Source organism: Caulobacter sp., assembly GCF_049283275.1.
Classification (GTDB): domain Bacteria; phylum Pseudomonadota; class Alphaproteobacteria; order Caulobacterales; family Caulobacteraceae; genus Caulobacter.
Genome location: NZ_JBAPVS010000044.1, coordinates 1 through 14,684 on the forward strand (window position 1 = coordinate 1; position 14,684 = coordinate 14,684).

Genomic DNA, 14,684 nt, shown 5'->3' on the forward strand with positions numbered 1-14,684 from the left:
GAGGCCCTGCTGTCCAAGGTCGCCGAAGACCTGATGCGGGAGTATCCCGAAAACGCCTCGGCCCTGGGCCTGGACAAGGGCGCGCGGGCTGGGCTGAAATCCAGCCTGACCGATCGTTCCCTGCAAGGCCGCGACAGGCTGGCCGCCGCCGCCAAGGCGCGGGTGGCCAGGATGAAGGCGATCGATCGCAAGGGGCTGAGCCCGGCGACCGCCCTGGACCTCGGCGTCGTCCAGACCGCTCACGAACTTGCCGTGGAAGGCTTCGACTTCCCCTATGGCGACGCCATCGGCCTGTCTTCGCAATGGTCGTACCGTAACGCGCCCTATGTGGTGGCCCAGAACACCGGGGCCTTCGTCGAGACGCCGGACTTCCTGGACAGCCTGCACGGGGTGACGAGCGCCGCGGACGTCGAGTCCTATCTGAGCCGCCTGGAGCTCTACGCCGCCCAGCTGGACGGCGAGACGGCGCGGCTGAAACATGACGGCGCGATGGGCGTGATCGCGCCGGACTTCCTGTTGGACAAGACGCTGAAACAGCAGAAGGGCGCCCGCGCCCAGCCGATCGCCGACTGGGGCCTGGTCGTCGGCCTGGCCAAGAAGGCCAAGGACATCCCGGGCGACCACGCGCGCCGCGCCGCCGCCATCGTCGAGGGCCAGATCGCGCCGGCCATGGACCGTCAGATCGCCGAGCTGACCGCTCACCGCGCCAAGGCGACGTCGGACGCCGGCGCCTGGAAATTGCCGAACGGCGAGGCCTATTACGCTTGGGCGCTGCGGGCCGGCACGACGAGCCGCCTGACCCCCGACGAGGTCCACCAGATGGGCCAGGAGGCGCTGAAGGCGCTGTCTTCGCGCATGGACACCCTGCTGAAGGCCCAGGGCCTGACCCAGGGCAGCGTCGGGGCGCGGATGAAGGCGCTGGGCGAGGACCCCAGGAACCTGTTCCCCAACACCGACGAGGGCCGGGCCCAGATCCTGGCCTATCTGAACGGCCGGGTGGCCGACATCCGCACGCGCCTGCCGCGGGCCTTCGCCACGATGGTGCCGGGCAATCTGCTGATCAAACGGGTGCCGGTCGAGATCCAGGACGGCGCGCCGGGCGGCTATGCGGCGGCCGGTTCGATCGACGGCACGGTGCCCGGCAACTACTACATCAATCTGCGCGACACGGGCATGTGGCCGCGCTACGGCCTGCCGACCCTGACCTATCACGAGGGCCTGCCGGGCCACATCTGGCAGGGCGAATACACCTACAAGCTGCCGCTGGTCCGTTCGCTGCTGGCCTTCAACGCCTATTCAGAGGGCTGGGCCCTCTACGCGGAACAGTTGGCCGACGAGCTGGGCGCCTATGAGGGCGATCCGCTGGGCCAGCTGGGTTACCTGCAGTCGATCGCCTTCCGGGCCTGCCGCCTGGTGGTCGACACCGGCATCCACGCCAAGCGCTGGACCCGCGACCAGGCCATCGACTGGTTCGTGACCACCAACGGCTCGACCCGCGAGGAGGTGCAGGGCGAGGTCGACCGCTACTGCGCCTGGCCGGGCCAGGCTTGCGGCTACAAGGTCGGTCACGGCGAAATCGTCCGCTTGCGCAGCAAGGCCCAGGCCGCGCTCGGCGCACGCTTCGACCTGCGGACCTTCGACGACGCGGTGGTGATGGGCGGCAACGTCCCGCTGACCGAGTTGGAGGGCGTGATCGACTCCTATGTGAAGGGACGGCGGGCTGCCTGAGGCCCCCTGAATCCGCTCATCCCGGCGAACGCCGGGACCCAGATGGAATAGCTTTGAGGCTGACGCCAGTAAAGCTGAGCCCGTCCAACCCGCCACGCTGCTATGGGATCTGGGTCCCGGCATTCGCCGGGATGAGCGGAGGTTGGGGGCAAGAGAGACCCTAGCCAAACCTCGCGCTTTGCGCTCATCCTGACCTTGCACGGAGGCCTTCGACCTCCGGTGGGGTAGGGGGCGAAAGTGGACAACGGCATCAGCCGTCGGGCGCTTGGCGCGCTGGCGATCGGCGGCGCGGCGAGCGCCGGCCTCAGCGGTTGCGACCGCGTCGGCCCGACCGAGGCGGCGGTCAAGTCTCGCCAGTTTCCCGACGACTTCGTCTGGGGCGTGGCGACGGCGGCCTTCCAGACCGAGGGCTCGCCCACCGCCGACGGTCGCGGCCCCACCATCTGGGACACCTTCGAAAAGCAGCCGGGCCGGATCAAGGACGGCTCGAACGCCGACCTAGCCACCGACAGCTATCGCCGCTACGCCGAGGACGTCGACCTGATCGCCGGGGCGGGGCTGAAGGCGTTCCGCTTTTCGATCGCCTGGTCGCGGGTGCTGCCCACGGGGGCGGGCACCGTCAACGCCGCCGGCCTGGACCACTACGAGCGGCTGGTCGACGCCTGTCTGGCCAAGGGGATCACGCCCTACGCCACGCTGTTCCATTGGGACCTGCCCCAGGCCCTGCAGGACAAGGGCGGCTGGAGCGCGCGCGACACCGCCAGGAGCTTCGCCGACTACGCCGCCGCCGTGGCCGCCCGGCTGGGCGATCGGCTCAAGCACATCATCACCCTCAACGAGCCGGCCGTGCATACGGTGTTCGGCCATGTGCTGGGCGAGCAGGCGCCGGGACTGAAGGACATCGCCCTGCTGGGCCCGACCACGCACCACATGAACCTGGGCCAGGGCCTGGCGATCCAGGCTCTGCGCGCGGCGCAGGGCGACCTGCGGATCGGCACGACCCAGGCGCTGCAGCCCTGCCGCGCTTCGGGCGGTCCGCTGGCGTTCTGGAACCGTCCGGCGGCCGACGGGCTGGACGCCCTGTGGAACCGCACCTGGCTGGACCCGCTGCTGAAGGGGACCTATCCGGACCTGATGGACGACTTCCTCAAGGGCCACGTCCGCGACGGCGACCTTGCGGTCATCCGCCAGCCGATCGACTTCCTGGGGGTCAATTACTACGCCCCGGCCTATGTGAAGCTGGACCTGGCCAGCCCCAGCCACATCGCCCCCGGCGCGCCGCCCAAGGGCGCGGAGTTGGACGCCTTCGGCCGGCAGATCGATCCGTCGGGCCTGGTCGAGGTGCTGGAAATGGTCCGCCGCGACTACGGCAACCCGCCGGTTCTGATCACCGAGAACGGCTGCTCGGACCCGTTTGGGACCGGGCCGGCGGTGATCGACGACGGCTTCCGCACCCAGTACCTGCGCCGGCACCTGCAGGCGGTGAAGAGCGCCATGGAGGCCGGCTCTCGGATCGGCGGCTATTTCGCCTGGACCCTGATCGACAACTGGGAATGGGACATCGGCTACACCTCCAAGTTCGGCCTGGTGGCGATGGACCGCGCGACCGGCGTGCGAACGCCCAAGGCGTCGTACGGCTGGTTCAAGCAGGTGGCGACGACGGGGCTGCTGCCCAGCGCCTAGGTGCGGTTGGGGACATGCGCAGGTGCATGCCCCCAAGGGATGGCGAGAACCCTCAGTCCACCTTGCAGATCAGCACGTTCTTGCCGCCGCGCTTGGCGGGGACCAGGCTGCCGGCGCAGGGCTGGGGATTGGCGGGATCGATGATGACCTCGCCCTTGGCGGCGATCGGCAAGGCCGCGGGCGTGGCGCCGATCGGAGGCAAGGCGGCGGCGTCGGCGGCCGGAGCCGGCGCTTCAGGTTCCGCGACCGGCGCAGCGGCTTCCGCGGCGGGGCCCGGTTCGGTCGCCGAGGGGGCCGAGTCCTTCTTGACGTTGTAGTTCAGGGCCTGGCCGAACAGGGCGGACTTGGTCTCCAGGGTCTTGGCGCGGGTCTCGCAGTCGCCGGGGGGGCTCCAGCTCATCCACACCTGAGCCAGGCGAGCCTTGTCGACCTGTTCGGAGCCGGCCCAGACCGAGCGGCCCTTCTTGACCGCCGCCGCGCCATATTCCGAGATCGGACGGGGGCTGGCCTTTTCAGCCGCGACGATGGCCGAGCGATAGACTAGCAGGTCTTTCCGGGCCTGGTCGCGCATGGCCGGATATTCCTTCATGGCCGCGGCGTAGCCGCGCGGACCGGGGAAGGCCTTCTCGATGCGGGTGACCTCGGGCATCACCTTGTCGTACAGGTCGGCATAGCCGCCCAGCGCGCCGTAGCACCAGCCGACATAGCCGTAGTCGTCGGTCGGCGGGGTGTTGGCCGGCGTGGTGCGGGCTGGGGGAGCGGTGGCGGTCGGCGCGGTGGAGACGGGGGCGTCCTGGGCGATCAGGGCCAGGGCGAAAAGGAAGGCGGTCGCCATGCGGGCGGAAGTCCTCTTATGGGGCGTCGCTCAGAGAGTCGGTCGCGTTCGAATAGAGCATTTTCGGCCCCATTGGGACCGGAGCATGGCGCCGGAATGTTTTCGCACCACGGCGGACCAAGCGGCGCCATAACGAACGGAACGGTCAAAAGGCTCCGTCTGCTGCAAAGATTCCTGTGCGCAGCCGAGCGTTGCGCGAGTCGGCCGTTCTTCCGCACGTTACAAAGTTTCAATGTGCGCCGCAGCAAGGACCGGGTGGGGGCGGAGCGTTTTTATGCTAGAAGCCGAAACGGGAGCGTGATCCGTTGAGGGGCGGGCGACGTATCTCCACTTGCCATCACCCCGCCACGCTTCTGGACTTTCGTCGCAGCCATGACCTTCTGGCGTAACATCGCAACCCTTGCCGCGCGCCGGCTGGACATGGCCGAATGCCAGGAATGTCCGCCGGGTCTGCCGGGGCAGGACCCTGCCTTCTCGACGGCGGTGACGGCGCTGGGCGCCAAGCTGGCCAGGGCCGACGGCTCGGCCGACGGCGACGAGTACGCCGCTTTCGCCGAGGTGTTCCACCCCGATCCGGAGTCGGAAAACAACATCCATCGGCTCTACGATCTGGCGCGTCAGACGACCCACGGCTTCGAGAGCTACGCCAAGCGGCTGGCCAAGCGCTATCGCACCTGCCCGCAGATCCTCGAGGACGTGCTGGACGGCCTGTTCCACATCGCCAAGGCCGACGGGGCGGTGACCCAGGACGAGCTCAGCTATCTGGAGCGTGTGGCCGATCTGTTCGGCATGTCGCCGCTGTCGTTCCGCCGCCTGACCGCCACCCACGTCGGGACCGGGCCGGACGACCCCTACCGCATCCTCGACGTGCCGGCCGACGCCGAAGACGCGGTGGTGCACTCGGCCTGGCGCACGGCGATGTCGGAGGCCCACCCCGACCGCGCCCGGGCCCGCGGCCTGCCGTTGGAGTTCATCGAGGTGGCCGAGGCCAAGTCAGCCGCGATCAACGCCGCCTTCAGCACGGTGATGCGCGAACGCCGCGAATTAGCCGGTCTGGGCGCCAATTAGGCCTGATTGGCGCGGAATTCATTTTACGGGACGACCGGGCGGGTGTTCAGTTGATGTTCAGTACCGGCGCCCCATCTTGAACCCATGGATAGGACTCGGTTGCGAGGATGACGATGGAGACAGCTAAGGCTACCGGCGTCGCTTGGCGCAGCTTGGTCACCCTGGCCGGCGCCGTGGCGACCTCCATCGCCGTGGCCGTCGCGGCCGTCATCGCGGTGGTGTTCGCCGCCACCCTGGTGGTCATCGGCTTCATGGCCACGGCCCTTCTCGGCCTGGCCGCCTTCGCCCTGCGTGGACGCACCCCGACCGCCGCCGCCCCCAGCGGCGACCCCGGCCTGATCGAAGCCCGCCACATGGGCGGCCACTCGTGGGTGGCCTACGGCTGGAACGAGCGGCGATAAGCCGCTTCCAACGATCTCATTAGGGTCGTCATCCCGGGCCTTGTGCCCGGGACCCCTTGCCCTACGCCTCGGCTTCCCCGACACTGCCTTCAAACAAGTGTTTGGCCGAAGGCCTCGGGAGGACGACATGATCGGCGTGGTGGCGGTGCTGAAGGTGCAGGTCGACAAGGCCGCGGACTTCGAAAAGGTGTTCCTGGACCTGGCGGCCAAGGTGAAGGCCAACGAGCCCGGCTGCCTGACCTATCAACTGACCAAGAGCAGGACCGAGGGCGGCGTCTACAAGGTGCTGGAGCTCTACGCCTCGGAAGACGCGCTCAAGGCCCACGGCGGGACCGACTATTTCAAGGCCGCGGGCGCGGCCATGGGTCCGTTCATGGCCGGTCGTCCCGAGATCGAATATCTCGACGCGGTCGAGTAGGGGCCTTGGATCTCGCCTTTTCGCCCGACGACCTGGCCTTTCAGCAGGAAGTCCGCGACTGGATCGCCACGGCGTTCGACGACGACCTGCGCCGCAAGGTGGCGCAGTCGAAGAACGGCTATCTGGACAAGGCCGGCCAGGTGAAGTGGCAGAAGAAGCTGTTCGAGCGCGGCTGGGCCGCGCCGGACTGGCCGGTCGAGCTTGGTGGAGCGGGTTTCACTCCCTCGCAGCGCTACATCTTCAACATGGAGCTGTCGCTGGCCGGCACGCCCAATCCCTCGCCGATGGGGTTGAAGATGTGCGCGCCGGTGGTCATGGCGTTCGGCACGCCCGAGCAGAAGGCCCAGCACCTGCCGCCGATCCTGTCGTCCGACATCTGGTGGTGCCAGGGCTATTCCGAACCCGGCTCGGGATCGGACTTGGCGTCGCTTCAGATGAAGGCCGAGCGCGACGGTGACGACTATGTGCTGAACGGCTCGAAAATCTGGACCACCCACGCCCAGTGGGCCGACTGGATGTTCTGCCTGGTGCGCACGTCGAGCGAGGGCAAGCCGCAGGAGGGCATCAGCTTCCTGCTGCTGCCCATGACCCTGCCCGGCATCCAGATCAAGCCGCTGCCCACCCTGGACGGCCCTGCCGAGGGCGAGCAGGAGATCAACCAGGTCTTCTTCGACAATGTCCGCGTGCCGGTCGCCAACCGGATCGGCGAGGAGAACAAGGGCTGGACCTACGCCAAATACCTGCTCGAGTTCGAGCGCGGCAATGCCTATGCGCCCGGGCTGATGCACATGCTGCGTAAGGTGAAGAAGATCGCGGCGGTCGAGCGGGCTGATGACGGCGGGGCGCTGATCGAGGACCCGGACTTCCGCCGCAAGATCGCCGAGCTGGAGATCGCCGTGGAGTCGCTGAACGCCACCGAGCTGCGGATCTTCTCCGGGCGGGGCGCCGGCAAAGCGGTGGGACCGGCCTCATCGATGTTGAAGCTGGCAGGCTCGGAAACCCAGCAGGCGATCACCGAACTGGCGCTCGAGGCGGTCGGATCCTACGCCGCGCCGTTCGTGCGCGACACCTGGGCGACCACCAACGAAGGCCGCGCCGGACCGGACTACGCCGGCCCCGTCGCCCCGGCCTATTTCAGCTATCGCAAGACCACGATCTATGCGGGCTCCAGCGAGATCCAGAAGAACATCATCACCAAGCTGGTGCTGGGGCTCTGATCGCACTGGGGACAGGCGCATGCGCCTGTCCCCATCCGTACAATCGCCATTTCAGTTTTTCTGATTAGTCCTGAAACAAAACCCACTGCATAAGTTTTTCAAACAACTGTTTTTCGGAACCTTCCCATGGCCCTCGACGCCCTGTTCAAGCCGTTCGAATTCAAGTCGCTGAAGCTGCCCAACCGGGTGGTGATGGCGCCGATGACCCGCTCGTTCTCGCCCGGCGGCGTGCCAACCGACGAGGTCGCCGCCTATTACCGTCGCCGCGCAGAGAACCAGGTGGGGCTGATCATCACCGAGGGCACGGGCGTGGCCCGGCCGGCCTCGCTGAACGACGCCAACATCCCGCGCTTCCATGGCGACAAGGAACTGGCGGCCTGGAAGACGGTGGTCGACGAGGTGCACGCCGCCGGCGGTCTGATCGCGCCGCAGCTGTGGCATGTGGGTTCGGCCAAGGGCAAGGACGTGCTGGGCAAGATCGACAGCCCCTCCGGCATCTCCAAGCCGGGCGGCGCGCCGTTCACCGAGCCGATGACCGACGCCGACGTGGCGGACACCATCGCCGCCTTCGCCAGCGCCGCCGCCAACGCCAAGGCCCTGGGCTTCGACGCCATCGAGCTGCATGCCGCCCACGGCTACCTGATCGACCAGTTTTTCTGGAAGGGCACCAATCTCCGCCACGACGCGTTCGGTGGCGCCACCATCGGCGAGCGCAGTAAGTTCGCCGCCGAGATCCTGAAGGCCGTCCGCGCCGCCGTCGGCCCCGACTATCCGGTGATCATCCGCCTGTCGCAGTGGAAGCAGCAGGACTACACGGCCCGGAACGCCGAGACCCCCAAGCTGCTGGAAGCCTGGCTGCAGCCCCTGGCCGACGCCGGCGCCGACATCTTCCACTGCTCGCAACGCCGGTTCTGGGAGCCGGAGTTCGAGGGCAGCGACCTCAACTTCGCCGGCTGGGCCAAGAAGCTGACCGGCGCCCCGACCATAACCGTGGGCTCGGTGGGCCTGTCGGGCGAGTTCATCGCGGCGTTCGGCGGCGAGGGCAGCCAGCCCGCCTCGATCGACGGCCTGCTGGAGCGCCTGGAGCGCGGCGAGTTCGACCTGGTCGGCGTCGGCCGCGCGCTGCTGCAGGACCCCGAATGGGTGGTGAAGATCCGCGACGGGCGCACCGACGAGCTCAAGAACTTCGAGCGCGAGGCGCTGGGGGTTCTGTACTAGGGTCCGTAAGGGGGCTTGCGCCGCAGGCCCCCTCAGTCGCTCCGCGACAGCTCCCCCAGAGGGGGAGCATCTGTTCTTAGATCCTCCCCCTCTGGGGGAGGTGGCCCGGAGGGCCGGAAGGGGCTTCCTCCGCCTACGCGATCGTCGTCACCAACCCGCCTTCGACCTTCAGCGAGGCCCCGTTGGTCGCCGCCGACAGCGGGCTGGCGACATAGGCGACCAGGCTGGCCACCTCCTGGGGCTCGATCATCCGCTGCAGCAGCGACGACGAGCGGTGCTTCTGGAAGAACTCGGCTTCATGCTCTTCCGGGGAGGCGTTCGGGTTGCTGGAAAGGCTCTTGAGGAAATCGGCGATGGCCGCCGCGCGGGTCGGGCCGGGCAGGACCGAATTGACCGTCACGCCTGTGCCCTTGGTCTGCTGGGCCATCCCGCGCGCGACGGCCAGTTGGGCGCTCTTGGTCATGCCGTAGTGGACCATCTCGCCGGGGATCGCGAGACCGCTTTCGCTGGAGATGAAGATCACCCGCCCCCAGTTGCGCTCCAGCATGCCGGGAAAATAGCCGCGCGACAGGCGCACGCCGCTCATCACATTGACCTCGAACAGATGCAGCCAGTCGGCGTCGGTGATGTCGGCAAAGGCCTTCATCTCGTAGATGCCCAGGTTGTTGACCAGGATGTCGACCTGCGGGACGGCCTTCAGGATGGCCTGGGCACCCTCCGCCGTGCCTGCATCGGCCAGCACGCCCGAGACGTTCGCGCCGCCCCCATTTGCCTTAAGGGAGGCGCGGATGTCGGCGAGGGCCTCGTCCAGCTTGGCCTGGCTGCGGCCGGTGACGAACACCTTGGCGCCCTCCGCGGCCAGGGTGCGGGCGATCTCCAGGCCGATGCCGGCGGTCGAGCCGGTGACCAGCGCGGTCTTGTCGTTCAGTTTGAGGTCCATGGCTGGGCTCCGTTGTTTGACGAGGCCTCAGATGGTCCCGCAACGGCGCCAGACTACGCCGCGGCGGGGACCTGGACTTGTGAATTCAAGTCACGATCAGGACGATCAGGCGTTGAAATTCAGCTTCAGGCCCGGCCTCGGCCACCTGGCCTTGTAGAGTTTGCCGGTCCCCGACGCTGTGATCCAGGCGTCCCGCATGTCGGCGCCGCCAAAGCAGATGTTGGTGACGATCGCGTCGGGCACGGCGAAGTGCTCGGTGGTTCCGTCCGGCGAGAAGGCGGTGATCCCGCCGTTGATGATCGTGGCCACGCAGACCTTGCCGTCGGCCTCGACCGCCAGGCTGTCCAGCAGCTGATAGCCCGGCAGGTTGCAGACCACGTTTCCCGGCAGCAGCGGTGCGGGATCGGCCAGCACGCCCGGCGCGGCGATGTCGAACGACCACAGCCGGCCCAGCACGGTGTCGGCCATGTAGACGGTCTTTTCGTCTGGTGACAGGCCCACGCCGTTGGGCGAGACGAAGTGGTCGCGCCAGCGTGTGATCTTCGAGCCGTCGGTCAGGGCGTAGTACAGCGCCCCGAACTTGCGGCCCTCCGGCGTGCTGCAGCCATGATCGGTGAACCAGAAGCCGCCTTGCTTGTCGAACACCAGATCGTTGGGCCCGACCAGGGGCTTGCCCTCGCATTGGGTGTAGAGGGTCGTGACCTTGCCGGTGGCGACCTCGACCCGCTGGATCGACCCGCCCTTATGGCTGGGCGGGGTGGGGCCGGGCACGTTCAGGCCGTTCAGGTCGAAGAACTGGAAGGCGCCGCCGTTGTTGGTGACATAGATCGCCCCGTCCGGGCCGACGGCCGCGCCGTTGGGGCCGCCGGGAACCTGGGCGACGGTCTCCTTGCGGCCGTCGGGATGCACCCGGGTCAGGACCTGGCCCTGGATTTCGGTGAGGATCACCGAGCCGTCGGCCATGGCGATCGGGCCTTCCGGAAACCGCAGGCCCTCGGCGATGAGTTCCAGCTCCATGCGTCTCTCCCTGGACGGCGCCTCTGACGGGCGTGCTCAGGGAGTAAACGGGCGTTTAAGGGGGGCTGCAAGTTTCCGATAGGGCAGCTTCGGCCGGGGACATGCCCTTGCGGCGTGTCCCCGGCTCTAGTTCAGGTCATAGAGCTCGTAGGCGATCAGCCCGCCGTCGCCGCCCAGGAAGGCGCGGCCGTGGGCCGAGCGTTGCAGGGCCTCGCGATCCACCCACTTGGGCGTGGCGTCCGAGGCGTCCGCGCCCTGCGTCGCGCAGGGGACCGTCAGGCGCACCGACTGCCGGGGCCGAAAACGCTTGCCGCGTTCGGCCCGGATCGCCCGGCCGAACACCCGGCACGTAGCGACGTCGCCGCCGTCCAGCGGCCGCACCTTGACCACGTTGAACACCACCACGTCGGTGGCCCCGGCCCGCGCCAGGCTGTCGGTCTGGCCCAGGCTGATATCGGCCTGGGCGGCGGCTGTTCCGACGCAAAGGACCAGGGCGCAGAGGAGGACGGTCATCGAGCGGGGATGAGGACGCATCAGCGGCGCTCCAGCACACGAAAGACGAAGGCATGGTCGTCGTCGGGACCGGCAGGATGCGCCTCGCGGCGCACTTCCGTCCAGGCGGCCTCGTCGAAGGGCGGGAAATCGACGTCGCCTTCGACCTCAGCCTGCACTTCGGTCAGGTACAGCCGCTTGGCCTTGGGCAGGGCGGTCTCGAACAGGGCCCGCCCGCCGATCACGCAGACCTCGTCCACGCCGTCCTCGGCCGCCTGCTCCTTGGCCATCTGCACGGCCTCCAGGAAGCTTTCGCAGACCACCGCCTGGGGCGGCTCGAACGAGCCGTCGCGCGACAGGACGATGTTCATCCGGCCCGGCAGCGGCTTGCGCGGCAGGCTGTCCCAGGTCTTGCGCCCCATGATCACCGGCTTGCCCATCGTGCAGGCCTTGAAGATCTGCAGGTCGGACTTCAGCCGCCAGGGCAGGTCGTTGTCGCGGCCGATGACGCCGTTGAGCGAGCGGGCCACGGGGCCGACGGTAAGGATAACGGACATGGCCTGTCTTAACCCTCAACCGCGCAAGATGTCGATAAGTCGACGCTAGCGCGCGGGGGCGGTCAGCACCAAGTGTTCGCGCTCGGGGGTCACGCCGAACCGCCAGATCAGCCGGGACAGCATGACCACATAGGCCTGCATCCGTCCACGGGTGGCGAGGTCAGCCTTTCCCTCGTGATCGACCGCCGACAGAGTTCCTCCGCCCGACCGCGCGCCGGCCAGGGGCTGGGCCAGGGCGGCGGCCATGCCGGCGCCGCTCGACCAGTCATGATCCGTCAGCGAGATCGCCTGCAGGGTCTCGAACGGCTTGTCCGCCGAGTCGTCCTTGACGGCGGCGAGGGTCTGTTTGGCGAAGTCGCTGACCGGCTTTCCATCGTTGCCTGTCATGGTCTGGCGCATGGTCAGTTCGTTCGTGCCATCGATAAGCAGCATGGCGACCGTGGACTTGGCGAGTTCCGGGGGCGCGCGCAGCGAGGGGCAGATCTCGCCGGTGGCCAGGTTGCAGACCTCCGTCTTGGCGATCTCGGCGAAGAGGCTGGCGGCCAGGCCCGGGGTCACTGCATCCAACGCAGCCTCGTCATATCGCCAGGCGCCGTCCGGCTGGCCGGCGATCGGCGCACTAGAGGGCAGTCGCGCCTTGATGAAGGCGGTCGTCTTGGCGAAGGGCTCGCGCCGAGCCCGCCAAGTCGAGAACAGGTAGCCGTCGCGAAGCTGGAAGGCCATGGCCGTGACTTCCAGCACCATGTCACCGTCCTTCGGCGTCAGGCAGTAGAGGAAGATCTGGCCCCAGGCGGGCATGGCGGGATCGGCCACGTCACGCACGGCCGGTTGGGGACAGCGCGCCCCCATCCCGGCGCGCGCGCCCTCTAAGACTTGAACCAGGGTGGCGGCCGGCGGGGCAGGGGTGACGCTAAAGCCGATCAAGTCGACATAGGCGGCCCCGCCCTGATCCTTCGGCGTGATCTCGCCTAGTTCCGAGCGGCCGTCGATGGAATAGGTCCCGACGAACCAATCCTTAGGAATGACGGGGACGATAATAGTCGAGCGCAGACTGACCGGCGGCGGAGCGGCGGCCTGGACCGCCGAGGCGGTCAAGACGGCCAAGAGTGCGCCGGCAAGCGCGCCAAAAACCTTAAACCGCATGGACATTCCCCGACTTGATCGGGAAGCTCTACCACAGGTTCATAATCGCCGCGCCTAGGTGTTGCCGTGCCTGGCCCGCCTAAACCGCCACCGCCGCCTTGATGTGCGGGTGGGCCTCGTAGCCTTCCAGCTGGAAGTCCTCGTATTCGAAGGCGAACAGGTCGCGCTTGCCGGCCATCTTCAGGGTGGGGAAGGGCTTGGGCTCGCGCTGGATCTGTTCGCGGGCCTGGTCCAGGTGGTTCAGATAGAGGTGCGCGTCGCCGAAGGTGTGGACGAACTCGCCGGGCTGCAGGCCTACCACCTGGGCGACCATCACGGTCAGCAGGGCGTAGGAGGCGATGTTGAACGGCACGCCCAGGAAGACGTCGGCGCTGCGCTGGTAGAGCTGGCAGCTGAGTTTCCCATCCGCCACGAAGAACTGGAACAGGCAGTGGCAGGGGGGCAGGGCCATGTCCTCGACCTCGGCCGGGTTCCAGGCGCTGACGATGTGGCGGCGGCTGTTGGGATTGGTCTTCAGGCCTTCGACTAGGTTGGCGATCTGGTCTATCGATTGCCCGTTCGGCGCGGCCCACGAGCGCCACTGCTTGCCATAGACGGGTCCCAGGTCGCCGTTCTCGTCGGCCCACTCGTCCCAGATCTTGCAGCCGTTGTCCTGCAGGTACTTCACGTTGGTGTCGCCGCGCAGGAACCACAGCAATTCGACGATGATCGAGCGCAGGTGCAGCTTCTTGGTGGTCAGGACCGGGAAGCCCTTGGACAGGTCGAAGCGGATCTGCCGGCCGAACACGCCCAGCGTGCCGGTGCCGGTGCGGTCGCCGCGCTGGACGCCGTTCTCCAGGATGTCGGCGAGCAGGTTCAGATACTGCCGCTCGGGGTGGTCGGCGGCGGCCTGTTCGGCGTGGATGGGCGCGATGGCGTTCATGGCCCGACTTTGGGGGCGAATCGGGTGGATTGGTAGTGCGGCGGACTGGACGATCCACAGCACTAGGAGACTTGTCCCTAGCCCGCGAAGCCGCCCTCATCCAGGAACGCCTGTTCCGCCGCCGTCGTGGTCCGGCCCAGACACCTGTTCCGGTGCGGGAAGCGGCCGAAGCGGGCGATGATGTCGCGGTGGGCGATGGCCCATTTGAGGCTGTCGGCGTCGCCGGTGTCCTTCAGCAGCCCCTCGAACAGGGCGATGCTGGTCTCCTGGTCGGCCAGCGACTCCGAATGCTCGTAGGGCAGGTAGAAGAACGGCCGCAGCGCGGGCGCGACGGCCTTGTCGTGGCCGGCCGCCACGGCCGCGGCGGCGATCGCCCGAGCCTTGCCGTCGGTGGCGAAGGCGTGGCCGCTGTCGCGATAGAGGTTGCGCGGGAACTGGTCGAGCAGGATCAACAGGGCCAGGGCGCCGTCGGCTTCGGCGGTCCAGGCGTCGTACTTGCCCCGCGCGGCGGCCAGGTGGACGGGTTCGAACTTCAGGCGGATGGCGTCGTCGAAGGCGTCGGACTTGGCGAACCACTTGTCCGGACCGGCGGCGGTCCAAAAGCTCAGCACGTCCTGTGGATGGGCGGCCATGGAGAATCCCCTGAGGAGTGGCGAACGTTCAAGCGCGGTTCATGGAGCAGGGACAACACTCAAATATCAAGGGATGAGCGACGGGGCCGCAAGCCTCTTGGAGCACTCGGAAACATGAAGCGACTGATCACCACGGCCATGGCTCTGAGCCTGCTGGGCGGGGCCGCCGCCCAGGCCGCCGGCGCGGGGTTCGGCGGCATGCAGGACAGCTCCGCTCCCCGCGAGGAGCGCTCGGGCAGGGAGGGCGGCTGGCGTCCGCAACGGCCGCAACCCTCGCAGACTCAGACGCAGGCTCAACCTCGGGCCCAAGCTCAACCTGAACTCTCCGGCGGTGAAAGCGGCGGTTGGCGCAGGTCGCGCGGCGGTCGTGAGACCCGCTCCGACGGAGGCCAGACCCCGCCGTCGGCTCGGGC

Annotated in this window: 15 protein-coding genes and 1 pseudogene; 8 read left to right on the forward strand and 8 right to left on the reverse strand. The window is 68.0% G+C overall.

Annotation, left to right across the window (positions count from 1 at the left end):
• Both WAL33_RS02310 and WAL33_RS02315 read left to right on the forward strand, forming a co-directional pair.
• Window positions 1–1,728 (forward strand): DUF885 domain-containing protein (locus WAL33_RS02310; protein ID WP_422178091.1); only part of this gene is annotated, 1,728 nt, incomplete at its 5' end.
• Window positions 1,729–1,965: 237 nt separating this feature from the next.
• Window positions 1,966–3,411, forward strand: a complete 1,446-nt coding sequence (locus WAL33_RS02315) for a GH1 family beta-glucosidase (RefSeq protein WP_422178093.1) — start codon at window positions 1,966–1,968, stop codon at window positions 3,409–3,411.
• Window positions 3,412–3,463: 52 nt separating this feature from the next.
• Here WAL33_RS02315 and WAL33_RS02320 read toward each other — a convergent pair whose 3' ends face one another.
• Window positions 3,464–4,246: a hypothetical protein gene (locus tag WAL33_RS02320; RefSeq protein ID WP_422178095.1), complete on the reverse strand. Its 783-nt coding sequence runs from the start codon at window positions 4,244–4,246 to the stop codon at window positions 3,464–3,466.
• Window positions 4,247–4,618: 372 nt separating this feature from the next.
• Here WAL33_RS02320 and WAL33_RS02325 point away from each other — a divergent pair, with 372 nt between their 5' ends.
• The 5 genes from WAL33_RS02325 to WAL33_RS02345 all read left to right on the forward strand — a co-directional run bounded on the left by WAL33_RS02325 (window position 4,619) and on the right by WAL33_RS02345 (window position 8,568).
• Window positions 4,619–5,314: a TerB family tellurite resistance protein gene (locus WAL33_RS02325; RefSeq protein ID WP_422178097.1), complete on the forward strand. Its 696-nt coding sequence runs from the start codon at window positions 4,619–4,621 to the stop codon at window positions 5,312–5,314.
• Between the two features lie 113 nt (window positions 5,315–5,427).
• Window positions 5,428–5,715: a hypothetical protein gene (locus WAL33_RS02330; RefSeq protein ID WP_422178099.1), complete on the forward strand. Its 288-nt coding sequence runs from the start codon at window positions 5,428–5,430 to the stop codon at window positions 5,713–5,715.
• Between the two features lie 127 nt (window positions 5,716–5,842).
• Entirely contained in the window at window positions 5,843–6,133 is a 291-nt protein-coding gene (locus WAL33_RS02335) for a putative quinol monooxygenase (RefSeq protein ID WP_422178101.1), read from the forward strand.
• Between the two features lie 5 nt (window positions 6,134–6,138).
• Window positions 6,139–7,350, forward strand: coding sequence for an acyl-CoA dehydrogenase family protein (locus tag WAL33_RS02340; protein ID WP_422178103.1), 1,212 nt, complete (start codon window positions 6,139–6,141; stop codon window positions 7,348–7,350).
• Between the two features lie 126 nt (window positions 7,351–7,476).
• On the forward strand, window positions 7,477–8,568 hold the full coding sequence (locus WAL33_RS02345) for an NADH:flavin oxidoreductase (protein WP_422178105.1): 1,092 nt from the start codon (window positions 7,477–7,479) through the stop codon (window positions 8,566–8,568).
• A 133-nt stretch (window positions 8,569–8,701) separates the two neighbouring features.
• Here WAL33_RS02345 and WAL33_RS02350 read toward each other — a convergent pair whose 3' ends face one another.
• The 7 genes from WAL33_RS02350 to WAL33_RS02380 form a co-directional block, all read right to left on the reverse strand.
• A complete protein-coding gene (locus tag WAL33_RS02350) occupies window positions 8,702–9,508 on the reverse strand; it encodes an SDR family NAD(P)-dependent oxidoreductase (protein ID WP_422178107.1) in 807 nt (268 codons plus the stop codon).
• Between the two features lie 105 nt (window positions 9,509–9,613).
• Window positions 9,614–10,525 carry an SMP-30/gluconolactonase/LRE family protein gene (locus WAL33_RS02355; RefSeq protein ID WP_422178109.1) on the reverse strand — a complete coding sequence of 304 codons (912 nt, stop codon included), beginning with the start codon at window positions 10,523–10,525 and terminating at the stop codon, window positions 9,614–9,616.
• A 126-nt stretch (window positions 10,526–10,651) separates the two neighbouring features.
• Complete coding sequence (locus WAL33_RS02360; RefSeq protein WP_422178111.1) at window positions 10,652–11,059, reverse strand: hypothetical protein; 408 nt, start codon at window positions 11,057–11,059, stop codon at window positions 10,652–10,654.
• Window positions 11,059–11,574: a dihydrofolate reductase gene (locus tag WAL33_RS02365; protein ID WP_422178113.1), complete on the reverse strand. Its 516-nt coding sequence runs from the start codon at window positions 11,572–11,574 to the stop codon at window positions 11,059–11,061. Before WAL33_RS02365 ends, WAL33_RS02360 begins: the two co-directional genes overlap by 1 nt.
• A 45-nt stretch (window positions 11,575–11,619) precedes the next feature.
• A complete protein-coding gene (locus WAL33_RS02370) occupies window positions 11,620–12,678 on the reverse strand; it encodes a hypothetical protein (RefSeq protein ID WP_422178115.1) in 1,059 nt (352 codons plus the stop codon).
• Between the two features lie 118 nt (window positions 12,679–12,796).
• Complete coding sequence (locus WAL33_RS02375; RefSeq protein ID WP_422178117.1) at window positions 12,797–13,639, reverse strand: thymidylate synthase; 843 nt, start codon at window positions 13,637–13,639, stop codon at window positions 12,797–12,799.
• A gap of 77 nt (window positions 13,640–13,716) precedes the next feature.
• Window positions 13,717–14,271 (reverse strand): DUF924 family protein, encoded by a 555-nt coding sequence (locus WAL33_RS02380; protein WP_422178119.1) that lies wholly within the window; start codon window positions 14,269–14,271, stop codon window positions 13,717–13,719.
• A gap of 114 nt (window positions 14,272–14,385) precedes the next feature.
• Between WAL33_RS02380 and WAL33_RS02385 the strand changes: the two are divergent.
• Window positions 14,386–14,684: pseudogene (locus WAL33_RS02385) on the forward strand (hypothetical protein); the annotation flags it as partial.